Below are 23,458 nucleotides of genomic sequence, written 5' to 3' on the forward strand. Positions count from 1 at the left end.
GTCGCCCTTACCTGTCGAGGTGAGCCTCAATGAAGCAACAAACAGAGATGGAATACCATGTCACCAGTCTGGTGGTGCATGCCGCTCCGGGAACCCTGGAGGCGGTGACCACTGCCATCCAGGCCCTTGAAGGCGCCGAAGTCCACGCCAGCAGCCCAGAAGGCAAATTGGTAGTCACCCTCGAAGGCGAAAGCCAGGGCGAGATCCTGGATAACGTCGAAGCAATCAACCGTCTGCCCGGGATACTGTCCAGCAGTCTTATCTATCATCAGGTCGATTCTGAGCCTGTCAGTCAAACAAAAGAAATAAAGAGTGAGGAAACACCATGAGCATAAGCCGCCGCGAGTTTCTTAAAGCCAACGCCGCCGTTGCCGCCGCCACGGCCGTTGGAGTCACTCTGCCAGTGAAAGTCGTCGAAGCCGCTGAGCAGAAAGACAATATCAAATGGGACAAGGCCCCCTGCCGATTCTGCGGTGTCGGCTGCTCTGTGCTGGTAGGCACAAAAGAGGGCAAGGTCGTCGCCACCAAAGGCGATCCAGAGAGTCCGGTCAACAAGGGCCTGAACTGCATCAAGGGCTACTTCCTGTCGAAAATCATGTACGGAAAAGACCGTCTGACCACTCCACTGCTGCGGATGAAAGACGGCCAGTATGCCAAAGATGGTGAGTTCACCCCGGTGACCTGGGACAAGGCCTTCGATGTGATGGCAGAAAAGTGGAAGCACTCGCTCAACACCAAGGGCCCGACTTCTGTGGGCATGTTCGGCTCAGGCCAGTGGACCATTTGGGAAGGCTACGCTGCCTCCAAGCTGCACAAGGCAGGTTTCCGCACCAACAATATCGACCCCAATGCCCGCCACTGTATGGCCTCGGCCGTGGTCGGCTTTATGCGTACCTTTGGTATCGATGAACCCATGGGTTGTTATGACGACCTGGAAGCCGCCGATCACTTTGTGCTCTGGGGCGCCAACATGGCCGAGATGCACCCCATCCTCTGGGCCCGCCTGTCGGATCGCCGTCTGAGCCACCCCGACGGCAAGGTACATGTACTGTCTACCTTCGAGAACCGCTCGTTCGATTTGGCCGACAACCCGATAGTGTTCAAGCCTCAGTCCGACCTGGTGATCCTCAACTATATCGCCAACTACATCATCCAAAACGGCGCGGTCAACAAGGACTTCGTCAACAAGCACACCAAGTTTGCTCTGGGTGTGGATGACATAGGTTATGGCCTGCGTCCGGATCATCCGCTGGAGAAAAAAGCCAAGAATCCGGGTAACGGCAAGTTCAGCGATATCAGCTTCGATGAGTACGCCAAGTTTGTCAGCCGCTACACTCTGGAATACGCCAGCGAGATGAGCGGCGTGGAGAAAGAGCGCCTGCTGGAGCTGGCCAAGGCCTATGCCGACCCCAAGGTTAAGGTGATGAGCCTGTGGACCATGGGTATCAACCAACACGTGCGTGGGGTTTGGGCCAACAACATGCTCTATAACCTGCACCTGTTGACCGGCAAAATTGCCACTCCGGGTAACAGCCCCTTCTCTCTCACAGGCCAGCCCTCTGCCTGTGGTACCGCCCGTGAAGTCGGCACCTTTGCCCACCGTCTGCCCGCCGATATGGTGGTCAACAACGACAAACACCGCGCCATCACAGAAAAGGCCTGGCAGCTGCCTGAAGGCACTATTCCGCCCAAGCCGGGTTTCCATGCCGTGTTGCAGAGCCGGATGCTGAAAGACGGCAAGCTCAACTGTTACTGGACCATGTGTACCAACAATATGCAGGCCGGCCCCAACATCAACGATGAAATCTATCCCGGTTTCCGTAACCCGGAAAACTTTATCGTGGTGTCAGATCCATACCCAACAGTCACCGCCATGGCGGCCGACCTGATCCTGCCTACCGCCATGTGGGTCGAGAAAGAAGGTGCCTATGGTAACGCCGAGCGCCGCACCCATATGTGGCACCAGCAGGTGAAAGCCCCCGAAGGCGCCAAGTCGGATCTGTGGCAGCTGATGGAGTTCGCCAAGCGCTTCAAGGTAGAGGAAGTCTGGCCCGCCGAGCTGATTGCCAAGAAACCTGAATACGCCGGCAAGAACCTCTATGAAGTGCTGTTCGCCAACGGAGTGATCAACAAGTTCCCCGCCAGCGACTGTCAGGCCGAACTCAACGATGAATCTGAACACTTCGGCTTCTATGTGCAGAAGGGGATCTTCGAAGAATACGCCGCCTTCGGTCGCGGCCATGGTCACGATCTGGCTCAGTTCGACCGCTACCACGAAACCCGTGGTCTGCGTTGGCCGGTAGTGGATGGCAAGGAAACCCTGCGCCGCTTCGTTGAAGGTTCTGACCCTTACGTTAAACCGGGTTCAGGCTATCAGTTCTACGGCAAGCCGGATGGCAAGGCGGTGATCTTCGCCCTGCCCTATGAACCGGCCGCCGAGGAGCCCAACAGCGAATACGATCTGTGGATGAGCACAGGCCGGGTGCTGGAGCACTGGCACACAGGCTCTATGACCGCCAGGGTGCCCGAGTTGTACCGCGCCTATCCGGATGCGCAGATCTTCATGCATCCTGATGATGCCAAGAGCCGTGGCCTCAAGCGTGGTGATGAAGTCATCGTCGCCTCGCCTCGCGGCGAAGTGAAGACCCGGGTTGAAACCAAGGGCCGTAACAAGCCGCCCAAAGGTGTGGTGTTCATGCCCTTCTTCGATGCCCGTCAATTGGTCAACAAGCTGGTACTGGACGCCACCGACCCGCTGTCCAAAGAGACAGACTACAAGAAGTGTCCGGTCAAAGTGATGAAGGCGTGAGGCGGCAGTAATGGGTGACAAACGCAATAGTGTCAATAACATCAATCGTCGCCAGTTTCTGGCGACCACGGCCAAAGCAGGCTGTGTGATGGGGTTGGCCGGGCTGGGGATATCAGCGCTGGCCAAGTCCCAGTCGCTGGCGCCCCAGGCGATACGTCCCCCTGGCGCCCTCGTCGAGGACGCCTTTCTCTCGGCCTGTGTTCGCTGTGGCCTCTGTGTCGAGGCCTGTCCCTATGACACCCTGAAACTGGCGCGTTGGTTTGAAGGGGCTGCCACAGGCACGCCTTTCTTCAACGCCCGCAGTATCCCCTGCGAGATGTGCGAGGACATTCCCTGTACCCGCGCCTGTCCCAGTGGGGCACTGGATACCGGCCTCGAGAAAATCGAGGATGCCAGAATGGGCACAGCCGTACTGATCGATGAGAAAAACTGCCTTAACTTCAAAGGCCTGAGATGTGATGTCTGCTACCGCGTCTGCCCGCTCATCGATGAGGCCATCACCCTTGAGCGTGCCCGCAATGAGCGCAGTGGCCACCACGCCATGTTTATTCCTACCGTGCATGCCGATATCTGTACCGGCTGCGGCAAGTGTGAACATGCCTGCGTTTTGGAAGAGGCGGCGATCAAGGTGCTGCCGCAGAAGCTCGCCAGCGGCAAGACAGCCGAGCACGACACTTACATAGACACGGAAAAGACCACCCTGGAGATGCTCAATCAAGGGCTGCCCGGACTGGGTAACGGAGGGGCAATATGAGTCGAAAAAAAAGCTCAGACGCCTTTGCCGCCGATGCCATCGCCACCCTGGGTTGGTGGAAGGCACACAGGTTCCTGCTACTCAGACGCTTGTCACAACTGAGCGTTTTGCTGCTGTTTGCCATAGGGCCACTGTTTGGCCTCTGGCTACTGAAAGGCAACCTGTCGGCCAGCCTGCTACTGGACACAGTGCCGCTGGCCGATCCGCTGGTGACGCTGCAGACCCTGGCCAGTGGCCATCTGCCGGAGCTGAGCCTGCTGCTCGGCGCCGCCATTGTCGCCCTGGGTTATGGCCTGCTGGGTGGACGGGTGTTCTGCAGCTGGGTCTGCCCGGTCAACATGGTGACAGATACGGCTGCCTGGCTCAGACGCAAGTTGGGCCTGCCCAGATTGCCCGAGCTGCCAAGGTCGCTGCGCTACTATCTGCTGGTATTGGTGTTGCTCTTGCCCCCACTGACCGGCCTGTTGGCCTGGGAGTGGCTCAACCCGGTTCCCGTGGCCTACCGAGCCTTGTTGTTCGGTGGTTTCAGTGGCCTGTGGCTGCTGCTGGCGATACTGCTGCTGGATCTGTTCGTCAGCGAGCGCGCCTGGTGCAGCCACCTGTGCCCCAGTGGTGCCCTCTACAGTCTGCTGGGCAAGCTGCGACTGGTCAATATCGAGGCGGTAAGAGCCAACGACTGCAACAACTGCATGGACTGTTTTACCGTGTGTCCCGAACGGCAGGTGCTCAAACCCGCCCTCAAGGGAAGCAACCCAACGATAACCAGTACCGATTGCACCCTCTGCGGCCGTTGTATCGATGTCTGTGCCAAGAAGGTCTTTGAGTTTGATACGCCATTAACCCGGCTCTCACCCAAGGGTGAAGCCAAAGACAAATCCAACAAAATAGATTGCAACCGAATTGCCACCAAGGCGGAGAACAAGCAATGAAAAAAACACTCAGCGCAGCCGCGATGCTGCTGGCACTCAGCGCCTGCTCAGGACAGCAGGCAGAAACGGCTCAGCCGGTTAACGTCAGTTCTCTTGGCGGTGGCGATGCAGAGATTAGCTCTGTACGCCCGGCCGATGCCATGCCTTCCTATCCAATGCGTGGCAACGCCATAGAGCGTAACTACGCCGAGCAGCCGCCGCTCATTCCTCACAAGGCCGACTACCCCATCAGCCTGAAGAAAAACAGCTGCATGAACTGCCATGACTGGAGCAAGGCCAAGCGTATGAAGGCAACGCCTGTGGCCAAGTCCCATGTTATCGACGACAAGGGCACCCTCAATGGACAGAACTATTTCTGTACCCAGTGCCATGTGCCTCAGGCCGATAACAAGCAGCCGCTGGTGGACAATAACTTCAGCACTGGCGCTGCCAACTGATAGCGAGAAAAACCGGGTCGCGGCTTCCTGGAGGCGCCCCGGTTTCAAGGTACAGCCCCAAAGGGATTGGGGCTTGCCTGCCCTTCCCAGCCCTTCACTTTGATGCCTCAATTTTTCTGAAAAATGGCAATCCGCTGCTCATCGACAAAACATAAGTTCAAAGCAAACGTCTCACAGAGCCAGTCCAATGTTGCACGATGGAAGAAACTGCAATGGGTAGGATCCCGGGTATAGTGCCAGTCATAAAACTGGGCTTCACTCTGCCAGCGGTCTGTCATTATGCCCAAATAGCCCCCGGGAACCAGACGTGCCAGCAGCGCGCTTATCTCGGCGGCAGGCCTGTGCAAGTGCTCGAAACACTCGCTGGAGAGAATAAAGTCATACTGCGTCTGCAACGGATTGGGGAAAAACAGCGGGTCGTAATCGTCACACGCTATCCTTTCCCGGGCAAGGAGTTTTGATAGTGTCGGCCCAGGGCCACAGCCAAAGTCCAGTCCCTGCATACCGGGGCGCAGAAAGGTCATCGCCGGCGTCAACAAGCGTTGCAAAAAGCCCACATACCCGGGATCGTCAATGCTGTTCTCGTGGGTATCGTAAAACTGCTGCTCCTCATTCAAGGGCAGCAAATGCACAGGGTCGAGAAAGATGAGCCGACACTCTGGACAAAGAAAATAACGTCTGGCAACCCTGGCGGGAACTGTCTGTTTAGGTTGGGTGTTGGCACACAAGGGGCATGGATTCATCGATGACTCGGTTCACTTTAACGGCTTTGGTTTAACAGCTTTGGTTTTACAGCCTTGGCCTAAAGGCTTTAACTCGGGCTTGGCTCAGTACTTTAGCTCGGCGATTGGCTATCGGACTGGAACTTTCACACTTTCCCGCAACAGCCGCCGCCAAAAACTGCGCCTACTCTAACAAACCCCGTCCCCGGCTCCTAGAGAAGGCGAATAAATCCCATGTGTGCTCAGCTGTTATGGAATAGCCAAAACCGCCCCCAAAGGCGGTTTTGGCTTGAAGCAGCTTGGCTATTCGGCGGCCAAACGCTCCAGCACATAGGTCAGCACACCGCCGGCACGGTAGTAGGCAACCTCCATGCCGGTATCCAGGCGGCTGAGCAGCGCTATGGTTTTAGACTCTCCATTGGGATAATGGATCTGCGCCCGCAGCTTCTGGTTTGGCATAAGCTCGCCATCCAGGCCGAGAATATCCACTGTCTCATCACCAGTCAGGCCCAGAGTCTGACGGGTCTCTCCAGGCAGAAACTGCAATGGCAGCACGCCCATACCCACCAAGTTGGAACGGTGAATACGCTCAAAGCTCTCCACTATGACCGCCTTGACCCCGAGCAGCAGCGTACCCTTGGCGGCCCAGTCACGGCTGGAACCTGTACCATATTCTTTACCGGCAATAACCACACTCGCCTGCTTTCTGGCGCGATAGGCCATGGCAGCGTCATAGATAAAGCGCACCTCAGATTCGCCCTGCATCCGGGTAACACCACCTTCATGCCCGGGCACCATCTCATTGCGGATACGGATATTACCGAAGGTACCGCGCATCATCACCTCGTGATTCCCGCGGCGTGAACCGTAGGAGTTGAAGTCCTTGTCGGCTACACCATGACTGCGCAGATAATCGGCTGCCGGACTGTTTTTGGGGATCACCCCGGCCGGGGAGATATGATCTGTGGTGACAGAGTCTCCCAGTAGCGCCAGAATCGCGGCCCCCTTAATGTCGTCGGCATTACCGCCGTATTCGGCTTTGAAGAAGGGCGGTAACTGAATATAGGTGGAGGCGGGATCGAAGGCATAGGTTTTGCCCGAGCCCGAGTCGATGGCGCGCCAGGCATCATCGCCATGAAACACATCGGCATACTGCTGCTGGAACAGGCTGCGACTCACCTTGCCCATTACGGCGGCTATCTCGGCATTGCTGGGCCAAATGTCTTTAAGGAAAACCGCTTTACCATCGCGGCCTTGGCCTATGGGATCGCGACTGAGATCGATACGGCTGGTTCCCGCCAACGCATAGGCTACCACCAGAGGAGGCGAGCAAAGCCAGTTGGACTCCACCAAGGGGTGGATCCGCCCTTCGAAGTTACGGTTACCGGAAAGCACTGAACCCACATGGATCTTCTGTTCGCTGACCGCTTTGGTGACCGCCTCCGGCAAGGGACCCGAGTTACCTATACAGGTAGTGCAACCATACCCCACCAGGTTAAAGCCCAGGCTATCGAGCGCCGTTTGCAATCCGGCCTGTTGCAGATACTGGGTCACCACCTTGGAACCTGGGGCCAACGAAGTCTTGACCCAGGGTTTGCGCTCCAACCCCAGTTCCACCGCCTTTTGTGCCAGCAACCCGGCCGCCAGCATCACCGCCGGGTTGGAAGTATTGGTACAACTGGTAATGGCGGCAATCACCAAATCGCCATGGTGCATGGCAAGCTCGCTGCCTTCGAGTACAAACGCCTGCTCAAGCTCGCTGCGCCCCGAGAGACGAATGGCATCTTCGGCCGCCTGTTTGAGCTGACTGACGGCAACTCTGTCCTGGGGCCGCTTGGGCCCGGCCAGGCTGGGTTCAACACTGGCAAGATCCAGACTCAAGGTATCGGCAAACTCGGGGGCGCTATCGCCAGTCTCTCGCCAGAGCCCTTGGGCCTTGGTGTAAGCCTCCACCAAAGCAACCGTCTGTTCATCTCGGCCACTAAGGCGCAGATACTCCAGTGTCTGCGCATCCACCGGGAAGAAGCCACAGGTTGCACCATATTCCGGTGCCATATTGGCAATGGTGGCTCGGTCGGCCAGCGGCAACTGATCCAGGCCATCACCATAGAATTCGACAAATTTACCCACTACCCCCTGGCGGCGCAGCATCTCCACAACTCTGAGCACCAGGTCGGTGGCTGTAATGCCTTCACTGAGTTGCCCCTTGAGCTCGAACCCCACCACATCCGGGATCTGCATTGAGATGGGTTGCCCCAACATGGCCGCTTCGGCTTCGATCCCCCCGACACCCCAGCCAAGTACCCCCAAGGCGTTGATCATAGTGGTGTGGCTGTCAGTGCCCACCAGTGTATCTGGATAGACCCAAGTGGCTCCTTCTTCGCCAAGCCCCTGCCAGACACCTTTGGCCAGATACTCGAGGTTTACCTGATGGCAAATGCCGGTGCCCGGAGGCACCACGGAGAAGTTATCGAAGGCGCCCTGGCCCCACTTGAGAAATTGATAACGCTCGAAGTTGCGCTGCATCTCAATCGCCACATTGTCCCGATAGGCATCCGGATTGGCGAACTTGTCGATGCTGACCGAATGGTCAATCACCAGATCCACCTTGGACAGAGGATTGATCTTTTGCGGATCGCGCCCTTTGGCCACCAGCGCCGCCCGCATAGCGGCCAGGTCGACTATCGCCGGGACGCCGGTAAAATCCTGCATTAATACCCGCGCCGGATGATAGGCGATCTCCTGCTGACTGCCGCGGCCGCGCCCCTTGGCCAGCGCCTGCAAGTCATCGATATCACAATGGTCGGTATCCAGATGCCGCAGAATGTTTTCCAGCAGCACCTTGCAACTCTTGGGTAATGCGGCAACCTCGGCAATTTCCGCCAAGGGCCCTTCATTGAGGCTGTAGTATTGGAATGAGGTGTTTTTGACTGTCAAGGTGCTTTGCGCCTTGGCTTGATATTTGACTTTGGACATCACTACTCTCCCTAAGTTGAGTTGTCGTTCCGTCAACCAGCTTAAGTTATGCTCAAATAAGGTACAAGGGCACCTGAGGCTGCCGAAGGATTTTTAAGTGTAATCTCAGTCACTTTGCGCTAGTTTAGAAACGAGCCCAAGCAGGGGGCGATAAGCTGGGAGCGATACAGATGAAGAAACACAAGAATGAAGCGGCTCTGTTGAAACTGGCGTTGGAGATAGGTTTGGGATACTCGCTCAAGCGTGGCTTTGCCCCTCTTGGGGATAAAGTGCCGGAGAAAGAGAAAGTCGAGTGCGTCTATCGCCTCTTGGTGCAGGATAAACTGATAGGACCTTTGCCATCAGACAAGGAAGATGGCCCCAATATGAAACATAGGCTGGTAATGTGGATCAGCGGCAAATTGCCCAAGGAGCACCCACTATTGCAATAACCTTGCATCATGCAGGATATAACTATGCCAAAATAGTTAAAATAACAAAAAGAAACCCGGCACGGGCCGGGTCACTTTAAACTGCTTTGGCTTTTTTGTGGAACATCAGCTTCCAAAAACTCTGGGACTTGGCTTTGACTGGCTTGGCCTTGTGTTCCTGAGTTTCAGTGGCAGTTTGCCACAGAGAGCTAACCCACAAACCTTGATATGCTTTCATCGATATTTCCTCTTTACTTGGGACGCTGATCAAATTAACGCCGCCACAGCTATTAGTAAAATGAATTAATTCCATAGCAAGAATTCCAAATGAGCATGAACGTACCTATCAAGACCTTACACTGCTTTCTGACCCTGGTGGAAACCGGTAACTTTACCCGTGCCGCCGAGCAGTTGTACCTGACTCAGCCAACCTTGAGCAAGATGATCCAGCGCCTTGAAGAATCCCTGGATCAACAACTCTTGATCCGCAGCAATCAAAAGGTAGAGCTAACGCAAGCCGGAGAGATATTCCATGCCAGTGCCTGCCAGATAATAGGTCAATGGCACAGAATGGAGCAGGACTTGAGTAACTTAAGTGGCCTCAAATCCGGCCACCTGCGCCTCGGGGTCTGCCCCATGATGAGCAGTCTAACCATAGATCTGTTGACCGAGTTTCGCCGCACCTATCCGGCAGTTGAGTTACAGATGCATGAATACGGCGGCTTTGGTTGTGAGCAAGCGCTTTTGGCCGACACCCTGGACATCGCCTTCACAGCCCTGCCTACCACCCATGGAGAGCAGTTGTCTTCATCGCCGCTGCAAGGTTATCCGCTAAAAGTCTGCCTGCCGGTAGGTCACCCACTGACCAGCAAGCAGGCGATAGAATGGCGGGATCTGGCCGAATATCCTTTCATCCTCTACAACGAGGACTTTTCACTGGCAAAGTTATTGACCCGCCTGAGCCGCGAGGCCGGAGTCACGTTGAATATCGCTTTTCGCAGTGGTCAATGGGACTTCCTCGGCGCCATGGTGCAGGCCGGAATGGGGCTGGCGCTGCTGCCGGAGCCCATCTGCGACAAGCTCGGCGAGCAAACACTCAGTTATCGACCTATGGCGAGTGAAATCACCTGGCAGCTGGGGCTGATTTGGCGCAACAACCTACCCTTGACCCCGGCCGCCGAGGCCTTGGTTGCCCTCAGTAAAAAGGGGTTGTGAGCAAGCAGGCTGTTAGCTTGCCTGTTCCTCATCGGTTGGGATAACCAGCACATTGCTGCGTACGCGCCGCAAGATCTGCTCGGCGGTATTGCCTATCACCCGCCCCATCAACCCCTGGCGCTGACGGGCACCAATCACCAAATAGTCGCTCTTGAGCCTGCAGGACAACTGATACAGACAGAGGTCCGGATCGCCGGCAATGATATGGATCTGCTCTTTGGGAAGCCCCGTCAGCTCCAACAGGGTTTGATGTCTGCGCCAGGCCGACTTGACCATTTCATGCAGGTTGAGCACTTCGAGATCGCGGATCACTTTAGGTACCCGAATAATATGTGCCAGATGTAACTTGGCACCACTGGCCTCGGCCAATTGGCGACCATGTTGCAACACCAATTGATTGAGGCGCTGTTTTTGCTGACTCTTGGCATCGAGATCCACAGCCATCAAAATACTGGATGCCTTCTTGATCGGGTTATCGCTGAGCAGCATCAAAGGCACCTTGGTACTGCGAATAAGATGCCAGTCGGTCGGCAGAAAATGCTCGCTCCGGTGCACTGTTTTAACCACCATATCAAAGCCATAGCGACCGGCATGGCTGCTGACATGTTCGTAGAGATATTTACTCCAGATGATATGCAGCGGCACATCCTCTGCATCCAACGTTTTAAGATGGGCCGACACCTCAGCTTGCTTCTCCTTCATCAGCCGCTGTTGGGCGGCCCCGGCAAGCCGTGGGCTGTAATACTCGTCACCAGAGAAATATTCGTAGCAATAAGCAAATACTTGAGGTTGCATCCCCAGTAATTCCGCTACTTCCAGTCCCTTGGCAATCGCATCAGTGTTAGCCTCTTCATGTTGTTCAATGATAAAAAGCTTACCCATTTGTTTTCTCCAAACTTTCTGGCAATTGTCTACTTTTTAGACTCCAATCTGGTGCAGAATAAACCATACTGATCCCGATCAACAATTGCACCTATGGGGGATACTCTATGTCGATGGATAGTCTGTTGATCGCCTTGTTCCTGATCTTGCTGTTCTCCCGGGTGCTGGGAGAGTGCTGCAACCGTATCGGCTGGCCTGCGGTAGTGGGGGAAATAGGGGCAGGCTTGTTGCTTGGTCCTTCAGTGCTCGGCTGGCTGGAACCAACCCAAGTACTGGCCAATATCGCCGAGCTCGGGGTGATACTGCTGCTATTTTCCATCGGCGCCGAAACCTCGATACAGCGACTCTACAGCGCCGGACGTCAGGTGGCGGCGGTAGCCATTATCGGCATAATCGCTCCACTGCTGCTCACCGGCCTGGCTGCCTTCTATTGGTTGGAGCTATCGCTGTTTGCCGCCCTCTTCTACGGCTGTACCCTGACGGCCACCAGCATAGGCATCTCTCTCAGGGTACTAAGCGACAGTGGCCAGCAACAATCCAGTGCCGGTCATCTGATCCTGGGAGCGGCGGTATTTGACGATATTGCCGGGGTGATACTGCTCAGTTTGCTATTCAACTTTGCCAGCGAAGGCCAACTGGCACCGCTGCAATCATTAAACTCTGCGGCTTACTGCTGCTGTTTCTGCTGCTGGCGCCCCCCCTTGGCAGGATGTTAATTTACCCGTTACGAGTGCTCAGCTATCAATCCCAAACCCCAGGCTACGAGGCCGTGGTCATGCTGACACTGATCTGCCTGTTTGCCTGGCTGGCACACCTTTTTGGCGCCCCGGCGCTGCTCGGCGGTTTTGTCGCCGGTTTGGCGCTATCAAGGCAGTTTATCTGGCCCTGGCAGAAGTATCTGCAAAACCCCTTTCCCTTTACCCACAAGCTGGAAAAATCGATGCAGCCACTGACCGATGTATTCGCGCCTGTGTTCTTTGTCTATGTGGGGATCAGCCTCGACTTAAGCCAGTTGAACCTCAGCCCCTACAGCCTGTTACTCTTGCTGGCGATGATACTGCTGGCATTTATCGGCAAGCTGGCCGCCGGTTTAGTGGTCAACGGCACTTGGCGGCAAAAGCTGATAGTCGGCAGTGCCATGGTGCCCAGAGGTGAAGTCGGTTTGGTCTTTGCAGAAGTGGGGCGACAGTTGGATATCATTCCGGCCAAGGTATTTACCGAATTGGTGTTGGTAATAGCCATCACCACCCTGCTCGGCCCCTTGCTGCTCAGACGCCTGTTGCCCAAGGAGGGCGAAGCATAAAAAGCCGCGCCATATGAGGCGCGGCATTTTCAGCTACCAGATAACTTCAGCTTACCGGCTCAGTTACCTTTCAACTCTGTCTCGAGGAAGTCGGTCAGCGAGCGGTACAAATGGGTGCGCACCTTATCGCCCCGCATCGAGTGCTTGGAGCCGGGGTAATCTATCATGCGGAACAACTTGCCTTCATCCTGCAGCGCCTTGTAAACCCGGGTGCTATTCTCAAACAATACATTGTCATCGGCCATGCCGTGATACATCAGCAAGCCTGAACCATACTCGCTCACATAGGGGAAGACACTGCTGGCCTCGTAGCCCCGGGCGTTGTCGTCAGGATGGCCGAGGTAGCGTTCGGTGTAGTGGGTGTCGTACAGGGCCCAGTCGGTTACAGGGGCGCCACTGATGGCCGCCTTGAAGTAGTCAGGCGCCTTGAACAGGCTCATCAGCGCCATATAGCCGCCATAGCTGTGACCATAGATGGCGATGCTGTCGGCCTTGACCCAGGGCAGAGTCCGCAGGAAATCGACACCTGTCTTCTGATCTTCCACTTCGGCCTCACCAAGATGGCGGTAGATCACCTGCTCGAAAGCCGTGCCTCTATGCGCCGAGCCCCGGTTATCCAGCTGGAACACGGCAAAGCCCTGCTGCAACAGATATTGGGTGTAGTAATCCTGCTCACTCCAGCTATTGACCACCAACTGGGCATGAGGCCCACCGTAAACCCGCACCACCACGGGGTATTTGGCCTTGCTGTCAAAATTCACCGGCTTGAACAGGCGGTATTGCAGCGCCTTGCCATCTTTGGCCTTGAGGGTGCCAAACTCGGGCAACTGCCACAGCCCGGCATAGTCATACAGAGGGTGTCCGGCCTTGACGGCGTTCTCTTCCACCCAAGCCAGATGCTCACCGCTTTGGTTGTGCAGACTCACCTGGGGAGGCTGCGACAGACTGTTGAAGTAGTCGAGGTAAACAGATTCCTTGTCGGCAAACACGGCGTTATGCATGCCGCCACGCCGGCTGATGCGCTCTATCTCACCGCCATTGAGGCTGACCCGATACAAATGGCGCTCGACCACACTGTCTTTACGACCACTGAAATAAACCCAGCCCTGCTTTTCATCTAGGTGTTCTATCTCGTCGACCACCCATTTCCCCTGAGTCAGTTGCCGCTTGACCTTGCCCTTGTCATCAAACAGATAGATATGGTTGAAACCATCACGCTCGGATGCCCAGATAAAGCCGGGCTGCTGCTTGAGAAAATAGAGGTCGTGGTTGAGGTTAACCCAGGCATCGCTGCGCTCGGAAACCAGAGTCACGGCGCCTTTGCCCTCGCGGCTGTCTACCTGGCGCAGATCCAACTGCTGCTGACTGCGATTCTGCCACTGGAACGACAAGTGCTTGCTGTCCGGCAGCCATTTCACCCGCGGCAGATAGATATCTTTCTCACTGCCGAGATCCATCCATTGGGTCTTCCCGGACGCTAGTGACACCACCCCCAGGGCAATCTCAACATTGGGCTTACCGGCATAGGGATAACGTTGCTCGGTCAGCTTAATGCCATCGGCATAGATCTCATTGCGGGTCACCAGCTCCACACCCGACTCATCGATGCGGGTATAGGCGATAGCCGATTCATCCGGCGCCCACCAGTAACCTGTCATACGGTCCATCTCTTCCTGAGCCACAAACTCGGCCATGGCGTTCTTGATGGCCCCGCCGCCATCCTGGGTCAGCGCCGTGAGCTTATGGTCTTTCAGCTGGAGTACATAGAGGTTTTGTTCGGCCACAAAGGAGACAAAATTGCCCTTGGGCGACAGCTTGGCATCTGTGGCAAAGGCGTCCCCAGTGGGCAGCAGAGTCACCTTGGCATCGGCCAGGCTGAAGTAGTAGAGCTTGCCGGCCGCCGGGATCAGCAGTGCCTGGCTGTCGTCGGCCCAGAAGTATTCCATGATCCCCTGGCCATACACTCGCTGCCGCTCGCGGCGGGCCTTCTCTTCATCGGAAAGTTCACCGGCTTCAAGCCTGGAGGCATCCAGCAGCAGACTGACCTGGCCGGTGGCGACATCCATTTGCCAAAGATCGTAGAAATATTGATTGTCTTTACGGCCGGCAAGATAAGTGACCCGCTTGCCGTCGGGAGAGAGTTTCAGCCCTCGGGGGCTGGCACCGGCCAGTGCCGGTGAAGAATAGAGGCGCTCAACCGTTAAAGGGGTTTTGCCACCTTCCAGAGCGAAGGAGTGGCCGCTGGCCAGTGTCAGAGGTATCGCCATAAGCGCCGAAGCCATCCAAGTTTTTTTCATTATTATTTCCGGAATTATAAGAGACAAGAGCCACGGCATCCGGCCACAGCCCAAAAAACAGCCCTCATTCTGCCCCAATTGACAAGGGATCGGCAAACCCGTGCAATTGGCCGCTGAAATATCGCCGGTTCTCGGTTATGATCCTGTCCCAGAAAAAGCTCAGACCTCTTTTAAGGAAACAAGATGCAGACTCTGGCCCAAACCCTCAAACAACAGGCTGTCAACCCAGCCCTATCCCAATTACTTCTCACTCTGGCCCAAAGCTCAGTCGCCATCAGCCAAGCGGTAAGACACGGCGCACTGGCCGGTGTGCTGGGCGCCACCACCCAGGAAAACGTTCAGGGTGAAACCCAAAAGAAACTGGATGTGATCACCAACGAGATGCTCAAAGATGCCCTCAAGGCCGAAAACACAGTGCGCGCCCTGGCATCGGAAGAGGAAGATCATATTGTTGAAGTCGGTGACAGCGGTGAGTTTCTGGTATGTTTCGACCCACTGGACGGCTCTTCCAACATAGACATCAACTCACTGGTGGGCACCATTTTTTCTGTACTGCCGGCACCCGAAGGGGAGATCAGCGAGCAGAGTTTCCTGCAAAAAGGCAGCGAGCAACTGGCGGCGGCCTATGTGCTCTATGGCCCATCGACCATGTTGGCCCTGACCACAGGCCAAGGGGTACAACTCTTTACCCTGAATCCGGAAACCGGCGAGTATCTGTTGACCAATGAAGCGGTGAGTATTCCCAAAGACACCGCCGAATTTGCCATCAATATGTCCAACCAGAGATTCTGGGAAGCGCCGATGCAGACCTATATTGCCGATCTGCTGCTCGGCAAAATAGGCCCGAGAGAGAAGTCGTTCAACATGCGCTGGATTGCCGCCATGGTGGGCGATGTGCACAGAGTATTGAGCCGCGGCGGCATCTTTACCTACCCAACTGACAACAAGAACCCGGATAAGCCCTACAAGCTGAGACTGATGTACGAAGCCAACCCTATGGCATTGCTGGTTGAACAGGCCGGCGGCAAGGCCAGCACAGGTTATCAGCGCATTCTCGACATTCAGCCAGAGCAAATTCACCAGCGGGTAGCTGTCATTCTGGGCTCGGCCAATGAAGTCGATGCCTGCCTCGAGTACCATCAGCAGGATTACAGCGGCGAGCCTGAACTCTAAACGCTGCTTGGGGCTGCCGTGGTCGGCAGCCTTGAATTGACGGTACAATCCAAGGCCTGAGACAGATAGCCTTAGATGAACTGTTGGCAATTAGTCTTAAGACCGCGGCCTTTCATTGGCAAGCCGTCAAATCGCGCTATAATACGCGCCACACTGAACTTCAGGCTGGACCTGAAATAGATTTATACACAGTCTAAGGATACTTCCATGAGCTTAAATGCAGTGCCTGCGGGCAAATCCCTGCCAGATGACATCTACGTGATCATCGAAATCCCACAAAACCACGACCCTATCAAGTATGAAGTGGACAAGGACACAGGTGCCTTGTTTGTGGATCGCATGATGACTGCGCCTATGTTCTATCCTTGCAACTACGGCTATGTGAACCAAACTCTGAGCTTGGATGGTGATCCGGTAGACGTGCTGGTTCCTACCCAGTACCCACTGCAGCCAGGCAGCGTTATCCGTTGTCGTCCAGTTGGCGTACTGAAAATGACCGACGAGTCAGGTGAAGATGCCAAGATTGTTGCCGTACCACACGAGAAGATCTCCAAGGAATACGGTCATATCCAGGATGTGAACGATCTGCCTGAGCTGCTGAAAGCCCAGATCAAACAGTTCTTCGAACACTACAAGGATCTGGAATCCGGCAAGTGGGTTAAAGTTGATGGCTGGGAAGATGCCGAAGCCGCCCGCGCCGAAATCCTGTCAAGCGCCGAGCGTTACAAAGGCTAAGTTGCCCTGTAACCCGAGGATAAGCATAAAAGCCAGCCAACCGCTGGCTTTTTTATTGGCATTTCACAACTTCAAGTGCATGAGTTTAAGTGCATAGGTTTAAGTTGGTTACCAGGAAGAGTCCCCCGCATATCAAGGCTCGCAGCTCCCTAGTCTTCACCCCTATTCCAATCCAGCTTTGGCCCACTTTATGACCCTCACTGGAAACTGTTTCTCAAAACCAAACTTCCAGACTTCAGACAATGGGTTTCAAACAGGGTAAAGGGGCAAATACCACATATGGTAAAGCATGCAAACCTAAAGTCACGCAAATGAGAAGTCACAGGCAAAAAAACAATCATAATTACCCAAAAAACAACCTCTGCCATAAAATCGCCAAGCTTTTGACAAAGTTAGTTAATTTGACGCTGTTAGTTAACCTTTCCAGGAGACACTATGAATAAGTTACTGCCGTCTGTACCTCTGCTAAGCGCGTTGGCTTTGATGGCATTTCATTGTTTGGGGAATGAAAAACATTTCCACGAGATATCCTTCCACCAAGATGCAACTCAACTGCAAGTACAGTGTTCGGTGCAGCAACCACAACCTAGATTGATAGTGAAGGTGCCTCAACCTTTTGCCTACAGCCAAGATCCCAGTGTGCTGGTGTTAAGAACCGCCGATGGCGAAACCCTGCAACTGGACAGCATGAGCTCATTAACGACACTCACCACCCAAGTCTGCCCAGATAAAGATCTCTGGGCCGAACTGACCTCTCTCCATAGTGATCCTGTATCACTTGAGGTGATCTCGTTTCGCTCAGGAGGCTCTTTCTCATCGGTTATCCAGATGAGTGATTTTCAAACCCGACTGGCACAGCTCAAATCCTGCTGTCAGCCATATAAAAAGTCCGGCAACTAGCCGCCCCGATTAATTAGCCACTTTTTCAAATAATCAGCCGTATTTTATTCAAGATTTCCCTAAAAAAACAAAATTACGGTTTATCCCGCAAACTATAGTTACAACGAGGGCTTCTGGAGGATTTCTTAAAAATCTCTCTGAAGCCCTTAATTCCATTGTTGTTCGCTTAACTGACCGACATTAGATAAATAGCCGGATTTTCTATAAGGCGTTAACCGCCTCTGTCTGATGTCCTTTCTCAGTTTGATCCACTATGGTCAGTACTGCAGCATCGCCCACCACATTGCAGGAGGTCAGCACCATATCTATGATTCTGTCCAGCGCCGCCACTATAGCAAAAGCTTCCACGGGTAAGCCCAGTTGATGGATTAGCACACCTATCATCACCATACCGCCGCCGGGAACACCGCCGGCGCCCACCGACAGCAAAAAGATACTGAATATCAGAGTTGGCAGCTGTTCGCTGGAGATTGGCTGACCAAAGGCGTTGGCAACAAAGAAGATGGCGATAGTGATATAAATCGACACGCCGCCCATATTCATAGTGGCCCCCAGAGGCACACCGAACCCGGCTACCGCCTTATTGACCCCGAGCTTTTCGGTCAAGGTTCGCATAGTCACCGGGATAGTCGCATTGGAGCTGGCAGTCGACAGAGAAAACAGGATCTGCTCTTGGGTCTTGGCACGAAAACTCTTGGCGCTGACCGGGGTAAACACAGCCACAGCCAGAGGATAAACAATGAAAATCCACAGCAGCAACATAGTCAAAATGATAGCCATATAACCCAGCACACTGAGAAAGACTTTGGCTTCCAGAGTGGCCCCCAGTTTGAACATCAGCGCAAACACCCCAAATGGCGCCAGCTGCATCACAGTCATGATGAGCTTCATCATGATCCCATTGGCGACTTGAAAGCCTCTAACCGCTGCGCTGCCGGCTTCATCCAGCGACTTGATAACTCCGCCAAGCAGCAGCGCCATAAAGATCACCTGCAACATGTTGCCCGACATAAAGGCATCGACAGGGTTACTGGGCACTATGCCGACAATCAGGCTGATCAAATTGGGCAATTCGGTCGCGGTAATGGCCACATCCTGGCCACCACTCATATCCACTCCGACACCGGGCTGCAGCAATAACGACACACATACCGCCCCCAGGATGGCGACCAGAGTATTGATGATATAGAAGCTGAAGGTCTTGCCGCCCAAGCGGCCAAAGCTCTTGAGGTCCTGCAATTCGCAGACACCGCAGACTATGCTGACAAACACCAGCGGCATCACCAGCATCATGATCATATTAACAAACATGGTGCCTGCCGCAGTGGCTACCTCGACCAGAGTGCCGGAAAAGAAGCCGATATGTCCCAGCCCATATTGCACCAAAGAGCCCAACAACAGGCCGCTGAACAGACCCATAAAGATCCGTCCGGAAAGAGATTTGAGTATCGCCATTGTACGTTCCAATTTGGCATCGTTCCTGATGCACAACTATCTTCCCTGTTCGCTCTTGGAAGGGATAGTGAAACATGCTACTCAAAAATTCAATGGAAAAATGCTTAAAAAGTGCCTTTGCAACATGCTTTAAAATTCACAAACTCAACCCAACACAATGTTTTATAAGGATTTTAATTTTTACCAAAAAAATTCACCATGGAATACCGAGTTTACAATCGCACAATGCATCAACAAGTTGGCAGCATATACAAAATACTTTGCAGTGAATAAACCTGAAAACAATGAAATATCAGAATTAATCACCAGAAACTACAACCAAGGCAGTGAGCTTATTAGATGACTAGCCCTTTTACTGCAGATCCTGCTTGTTAATTTCGTCATCAAAGTGACTTTTCCGGCTTACTCAACCCCCAAGCGACAAAAGCCGCCACTGAAAAAATCATTGAAATAAACCATAGAGAAAGTGGTTACAGAAGCACCAAAGCAAGCAGGAGAAAACCCGCAGAGCGCGATTGGATAAGATAGTCTCACAGACAAAAAGGACAAAAAAAAGCCGGTGGGGCGCACCGGCAAATCAAGCAACATATTACCTGAGAGGCTCAGGAAAAACGCCTGACGATGCAGGCGGTCACCACAAGAAAAGGCCATCGGGTGATGGATAGACTCAAAAACGGCAGTAACCCTTGTGGTCAGGTCATCTACTTGAATCCAAATCGGTTAAATTAAACAAAAATCAACGCAAACAAAGGCGCGCCAAGCACCATGGCGATACCGGTAAAGATCATCGTCAGGCTGGCAATCACGCCTTCCTGCTGGCCAAACTCGCTGGCTTTGGCGGCGCCGGCACCATGGGCAGAAGCGCCGAGAGCCACTCCTTTCCCAAGAGAGGTCTTGATCCGCGCCAATTTAAACAGCGGCTCACACACCAACATACCTATCACGCCGGTGAGCAACACCAGCATGGCGGTCAATTCCGGCACGCCACCGAAGGCACCAGTGGCCTCCATGGCAAAGGGCGTCGACACTGAGCGCACCAGTACGCTGTGGCTCAGCTCGCTCGGCAAAGGCACCAATTTGACCAACAACCAGGATGACACCAAGCCCAACATGAGTCCGGCCATAACCCCAAGGCTAATGGTGATCGGATAACGGCGGATCAACTTGCGCTCGCGGTAAATAGGTACTGCGAAAGCTATTGTCGCCGGGGCCAGCAATGCCATCAGCCAATGGGTGTACTCAAAATAGGTCGGCAGCGGAATAGCCAACAGCAGCACCACGGCCAGCACGGCCAAAGGCGCCAAAAATATCGGTGCCAACCACCAGCTACGATGCCTGCGATATAAAGCCTTGGCGCCGTAATAACAGATAAGAGTGATCAGCAGACTCAAAAGAGCAAGCAAGGTATGAGACATAGGGTTACCCTTGCACTCCATGCTTGGCCAGTTGGCGTTTCAAATTGAGGCGCCGCTCAAAGCGAAACACCCTATCCACCACAAAACCGGTTCCAAGCAATACCGAAGCGCTGCCGAGCACCAGGGTCAACATAATATTGAAACCATACTCCTCCAGCAGGGTTTCATACTTGAGTACTGAAATCACCGGTGGAATAAAAAACAGCAAGAGATCGCCAATCAACCAGGCAGCTCCCAGTTGCAACGCCTTTTCCGGTATAAGCTTGAGCCCGAGCGCCAACAACACTACCAGCATCCCAAGCACACTGCCGGGAATGGGAGAATGCAAAGCGGCGGCCAAGGCATGAGTGGCCCATGCCAGCAAACAGATAGCCGCAATTTGCAGCAAGGTCACGCTTATGTGTTTGCCTTGGAGCCAAATGACTTTCGCCACTCTGTGAGGAGAAGCCGGGCGTTTGCTGAAAGAGTGCATATCTTTACCGAATAACTTAACTGGAGTTTATTCTAGTCTTGCAATATAAATAAAAAAAATGAATATTAAGCATAGTTTGCATTCCATAAGGTTATTCAATTGGATCTGAAAGTTGTTCGCTACTTTATTGAGATAGTGGATGCCGGCGGATTTGCCAAAGCGGCAGAAAAGATCCACCTGACCCAACCCGCGCTGTCCAAGTCTATTCGCCAGTTGGAACAGGATCTGGATCTTGTGCTCTTGGAAAGGGGCAAACGCGGCAGCCAGTTACGTCCCACTGCAGCCGGAGAGGTCGTCTACCGTCACGGCCAGGAACTATTGAATGTACGTCGCAACATGCTCAGAGAGCTGGCGGCACAGCGCAGTCTCAACTCGGGTGAACTGCATCTGGGACTGGCCCCCCTCGGCAGTGCCGAACTCTTTGCTCCTGTCATCGCCCGCTTTCGCAGCCGCTATCCCAAGGTGCAGATGCATCTCTTGGTTCGCGGCGGCGTCGAGCAAACCGCTGCCCTCAAGAAGGGGGAAATCGAACTGGCGACCGGGATCATCTCCTTTGAGGATGAGTTTGATGGCATCAGGATCCGCCGCGATCCCATGGTGGTAGTATTGCCAAGACAACATTCTTTGGCCAATAGCCAAGAGCTGACCCTCAAGGCATTGGCAGATATTCCACAGATACTGTTCGAACCCGAATATGCCCTGCATGAACTAGTGATAGATGCCTGCCAGAGAGCGGGCTTCAGTCCCAAAGATGTGACTCGGGTCAGTCATCCCGACTTTGGTATCGCCCTGGTGGCAGCAGGCACAGGTGCCATGATACTACCCAGCTTTATTGCCGAGCGCCACGCGGTGGCCGGGGTGATAAGTATTCCTCTGGCCGCCTCCGATCTGATCTGGGAGCTGTCACTGTTCTGGCGCCGGGGGCAACCACTCTCTTTTGCCGCCCAGGCCATGGTCGAGCTGGTCAGACAACAGCTGGCGCTGAACTGAGATCCCCACGCTTCAAGTGCTGCAGCCGAATTAATTTTCGCCAACCGAGTCACAGCGTACCGTTACAGCAGTACAAACTCATTGACACCCTCTTTTCACGCCGCTAAGGTGAATCACACTTTTCCGGGCCCGCTTGGCCTGGGTTCATTGACACAACCCGAGATTCGCAATGCGGCCAATACACAAGCTTTATCTCTATCCCAAGCCACAGTGGCTTGGGCGGGGATAATGACCTGAACTTCCCTCTCCTGTGAGCCATTGTGGCTTTGTTGTCAGGTTTCGTTACCGGTTATCCGGCTCTCTTGGGGCCCCCTCAAACCAAAACCCTGGGGACCCAGTACGAAAATGCTTGTTGAGAATGTAATAAAATGAAGAATAACAAAACCTTCGGTAGCATGCTGATCATTGCAGGCACCACGATAGGCGCCGGGATGCTGGCGCTACCGCTGGCTTCTGCCGGTCTGGGTTTCGGGGTCGCCTCGATACTGATGCTACTGCTCTGGGGATTGATGAGTTACACGGCGCTGTTAATGCTGGAAGTGCATCAACATGCCCCGGCTCATGCCACTCTGCACACCTTGGCACACAAACTGCTCGGCCGTAAAGGGCAGTTACTGGCCAGCCTGGCAATGATGTTTCTACTATATGCCCTGTGCGCCGCCTATATTGCCGGTGGTGGTGCCCAGCTCCACGATAAATTGGTTCGCTATGCCGATCTGGCGCTGCCGCCACAGGTCGGCGCCATTGGTTTTGCACTACTTATCGCCCTGGTGGTCGCCATAGGCACCCACTCGGTCGATATGATTAACAGGGTGTTATTTGCCTTGAAGATTATTGCCCTGGTCATCATGCTGACACTGCTGTTACCTCATGCCCAAGGAGGATACCTGTTGGAGCTGCCGTTGCAGCAAGGTTTGGTCATCTCGGCGCTGCCGGTAATCTTTACCTCTTTTGGTTTTCACGGCTCTATCCCCTCTGTAGTGCGCTATGTGGGACTGGATCTCAAGGCGCTGAAGAAGATCATGCTAGTCGGCTCGGCTATGCCCTTGTTGGTCTACCTGCTTTGGCAACTGGCCAGTCAGGGAGCCTTGAGCCAGAGTGAATTGATGGCTTCCAAAGAACTGCCCAAATTCATCAACAGCCTGGGACAACTGCTGCATAACCCCATGATAGGCCAGACAGTATCCATATTTGCCGACTTGGCACTGGCCACCTCCTTTTTAGGAGTCAGCCTGGGACTATTTGATTTTATGGGTGATATTCTGCGCCGCAACGACAGTACCCGTCACAGACTACAAACCGCGGCCATCACCTTTTTGCCACCATTGGGATTTGCCCTCTTCTACCCTCAGGGCTTTATGGCCGCCCTGGGGTATGCGGCAATAGCCTTGGTGATACTGGCGGTATTCCTGCCTGTTGCCATGGTCTGGAAACAACGATGCCAACCTATGCCGGCGGGCAGCTACCGGGTCGCAGGGGGAAAACCCGCTCTGGTATTGGCGGCGCTGTGCGGGGTGGTGATCATCCTCAGCCAACTGCTGCAGATGGCCGGAATTCTAACCAAGGTCGGCTAACCAAGGGATT

General features: G+C 54.2%; 22 protein-coding genes. 14 read left to right on the top strand and 8 right to left on the bottom strand.

Translation table 11 applies throughout. The features are described 5' to 3' along the window. The first annotated feature begins 29 nt into the window (after window positions 1–29). Genes ACMHXE_RS06175 through ACMHXE_RS06195 form a run of 5 tightly spaced genes read left to right on the top strand, consistent with a single transcriptional unit; the run spans window position 30 to window position 4,929 of the window. Window positions 30–329, top strand: coding sequence for a chaperone NapD (locus ACMHXE_RS06175; protein ID WP_025889977.1), 300 nt, complete (start codon window positions 30–32; stop codon window positions 327–329). Further along, window positions 326–2,809 (top strand): nitrate reductase catalytic subunit NapA, encoded by a 2,484-nt coding sequence (napA, locus tag ACMHXE_RS06180; protein ID WP_413731693.1) that lies wholly within the window; start codon window positions 326–328, stop codon window positions 2,807–2,809. Before ACMHXE_RS06175 ends, napA begins: the two co-directional genes overlap by 4 nt. A 10-nt stretch (window positions 2,810–2,819) precedes the next feature. Further along, window positions 2,820–3,563 carry a ferredoxin-type protein NapG gene (gene napG, locus ACMHXE_RS06185; RefSeq protein ID WP_165565593.1) on the top strand — a complete coding sequence of 248 codons (744 nt, stop codon included), beginning with the start codon at window positions 2,820–2,822 and terminating at the stop codon, window positions 3,561–3,563. After that, a complete protein-coding gene (gene napH / locus ACMHXE_RS06190) occupies window positions 3,560–4,492 on the top strand; it encodes a quinol dehydrogenase ferredoxin subunit NapH (RefSeq protein ID WP_165565594.1) in 933 nt (310 codons plus the stop codon). Before napG ends, napH begins: the two co-directional genes overlap by 4 nt. Next, window positions 4,489–4,929, top strand: a complete 441-nt coding sequence (locus ACMHXE_RS06195; RefSeq protein ID WP_093982332.1) for a nitrate reductase cytochrome c-type subunit — start codon at window positions 4,489–4,491, stop codon at window positions 4,927–4,929. The genes napH and ACMHXE_RS06195 overlap by 4 nt, the downstream gene beginning before the upstream one ends. Before the next feature lie 107 nt (window positions 4,930–5,036). Here the strand turns inward: ACMHXE_RS06195 and ACMHXE_RS06200 are convergent, their stop codons facing one another. Both ACMHXE_RS06200 and acnA read right to left on the bottom strand, forming a co-directional pair. Continuing rightward, window positions 5,037–5,672, bottom strand: coding sequence for a class I SAM-dependent methyltransferase (locus tag ACMHXE_RS06200; protein WP_413731696.1), 636 nt, complete (start codon window positions 5,670–5,672; stop codon window positions 5,037–5,039). A 282-nt stretch (window positions 5,673–5,954) separates the two neighbouring features. Beyond that, entirely contained in the window at window positions 5,955–8,627 is a 2,673-nt protein-coding gene (acnA, locus tag ACMHXE_RS06205) for an aconitate hydratase AcnA (RefSeq protein WP_413731698.1), read from the bottom strand. A gap of 170 nt (window positions 8,628–8,797) precedes the next feature. Between acnA and ACMHXE_RS06210 the strand changes: the two genes are divergently transcribed. Then, on the top strand, window positions 8,798–9,058 hold the full coding sequence (locus tag ACMHXE_RS06210; protein WP_025008966.1) for a DUF5062 family protein: 261 nt from the start codon (window positions 8,798–8,800) through the stop codon (window positions 9,056–9,058). 76 nt (window positions 9,059–9,134) lie between these two features. On the opposite strand, the gene ACMHXE_RS06215 is transcribed toward ACMHXE_RS06210, so the two are convergent. Continuing rightward, window positions 9,135–9,350: a hypothetical protein gene (locus ACMHXE_RS06215; protein WP_146225973.1), complete on the bottom strand. Its 216-nt coding sequence runs from the start codon at window positions 9,348–9,350 to the stop codon at window positions 9,135–9,137. A gap of 20 nt (window positions 9,351–9,370) precedes the next feature. On the opposite strand from ACMHXE_RS06215, the gene ACMHXE_RS06220 reads away from it, so the two are divergent. Then, window positions 9,371–10,252 carry a LysR family transcriptional regulator gene (locus ACMHXE_RS06220; protein WP_101052909.1) on the top strand — a complete coding sequence of 294 codons (882 nt, stop codon included), beginning with the start codon at window positions 9,371–9,373 and terminating at the stop codon, window positions 10,250–10,252. A 12-nt stretch (window positions 10,253–10,264) separates the two neighbouring features. Here the strand turns inward: ACMHXE_RS06220 and ACMHXE_RS06225 are convergent, their stop codons facing one another. Beyond that, complete coding sequence (locus ACMHXE_RS06225; protein ID WP_335921559.1) at window positions 10,265–11,134, bottom strand: universal stress protein; 870 nt, start codon at window positions 11,132–11,134, stop codon at window positions 10,265–10,267. Window positions 11,135–11,241: 107 nt separating this feature from the next. Between ACMHXE_RS06225 and ACMHXE_RS06230 the strand changes: the two genes are divergently transcribed. Continuing rightward, window positions 11,242–11,850 carry a cation:proton antiporter gene (locus ACMHXE_RS06230; RefSeq protein WP_413731700.1) on the top strand — a complete coding sequence of 203 codons (609 nt, stop codon included), beginning with the start codon at window positions 11,242–11,244 and terminating at the stop codon, window positions 11,848–11,850. After that, window positions 11,808–12,437 (top strand): cation:proton antiporter, encoded by a 630-nt coding sequence (locus tag ACMHXE_RS06235; protein WP_413731715.1) that lies wholly within the window; start codon window positions 11,808–11,810, stop codon window positions 12,435–12,437. The genes ACMHXE_RS06230 and ACMHXE_RS06235 overlap by 43 nt, the downstream gene beginning before the upstream one ends. 59 nt (window positions 12,438–12,496) lie before the next feature. Here ACMHXE_RS06235 and ACMHXE_RS06240 read toward each other — a convergent pair whose 3' ends face one another. Continuing rightward, window positions 12,497–14,734, bottom strand: coding sequence for a S9 family peptidase (locus ACMHXE_RS06240; RefSeq protein WP_101052866.1), 2,238 nt, complete (start codon window positions 14,732–14,734; stop codon window positions 12,497–12,499). A 183-nt stretch (window positions 14,735–14,917) separates the two neighbouring features. Here ACMHXE_RS06240 and ACMHXE_RS06245 point away from each other — a divergent pair, with 183 nt between their 5' ends. From ACMHXE_RS06245 to ACMHXE_RS06255, 3 genes are all read left to right on the top strand, one after another. After that, on the top strand, window positions 14,918–15,907 hold the full coding sequence (locus tag ACMHXE_RS06245) for a class 1 fructose-bisphosphatase (protein ID WP_101052864.1): 990 nt from the start codon (window positions 14,918–14,920) through the stop codon (window positions 15,905–15,907). A 207-nt stretch (window positions 15,908–16,114) separates the two neighbouring features. Further along, complete coding sequence (gene ppa / locus ACMHXE_RS06250; protein ID WP_025008962.1) at window positions 16,115–16,642, top strand: inorganic diphosphatase; 528 nt, start codon at window positions 16,115–16,117, stop codon at window positions 16,640–16,642. A gap of 435 nt (window positions 16,643–17,077) precedes the next feature. Continuing rightward, window positions 17,078–17,542, top strand: coding sequence for a hypothetical protein (locus ACMHXE_RS06255; protein WP_226565617.1), 465 nt, complete (start codon window positions 17,078–17,080; stop codon window positions 17,540–17,542). 201 nt (window positions 17,543–17,743) lie between these two features. Here ACMHXE_RS06255 and ACMHXE_RS06260 read toward each other — a convergent pair whose 3' ends face one another. The 3 genes from ACMHXE_RS06260 to ACMHXE_RS06270 form a co-directional block, all read right to left on the bottom strand. Further along, entirely contained in the window at window positions 17,744–18,991 is a 1,248-nt protein-coding gene (locus ACMHXE_RS06260; protein WP_412495645.1) for a dicarboxylate/amino acid:cation symporter, read from the bottom strand. Between the two features lie 731 nt (window positions 18,992–19,722). Next, window positions 19,723–20,412, bottom strand: a complete 690-nt coding sequence (locus tag ACMHXE_RS06265; RefSeq protein WP_025008959.1) for an LrgB family protein — start codon at window positions 20,410–20,412, stop codon at window positions 19,723–19,725. 4 nt (window positions 20,413–20,416) lie between these two features. Then, window positions 20,417–20,884 carry a CidA/LrgA family protein gene (locus ACMHXE_RS06270; protein ID WP_101052860.1) on the bottom strand — a complete coding sequence of 156 codons (468 nt, stop codon included), beginning with the start codon at window positions 20,882–20,884 and terminating at the stop codon, window positions 20,417–20,419. A 99-nt stretch (window positions 20,885–20,983) separates the two neighbouring features. Here ACMHXE_RS06270 and ACMHXE_RS06275 point away from each other — a divergent pair, with 99 nt between their 5' ends. Beyond that, window positions 20,984–21,874 carry a LysR family transcriptional regulator gene (locus ACMHXE_RS06275; protein ID WP_101052858.1) on the top strand — a complete coding sequence of 297 codons (891 nt, stop codon included), beginning with the start codon at window positions 20,984–20,986 and terminating at the stop codon, window positions 21,872–21,874. Window positions 21,875–22,242: 368 nt separating this feature from the next. Then, entirely contained in the window at window positions 22,243–23,448 is a 1,206-nt protein-coding gene (locus ACMHXE_RS06280) for an aromatic amino acid transport family protein (RefSeq protein WP_226565619.1), read from the top strand. Window positions 23,449–23,458: the final 10 nt, after the last annotated feature.

The organism is Shewanella sp. BJSY2023SW007, from assembly GCF_047314525.1.
Lineage (GTDB): Bacteria > Pseudomonadota > Gammaproteobacteria > Enterobacterales > Shewanellaceae > Shewanella > Shewanella chilikensis.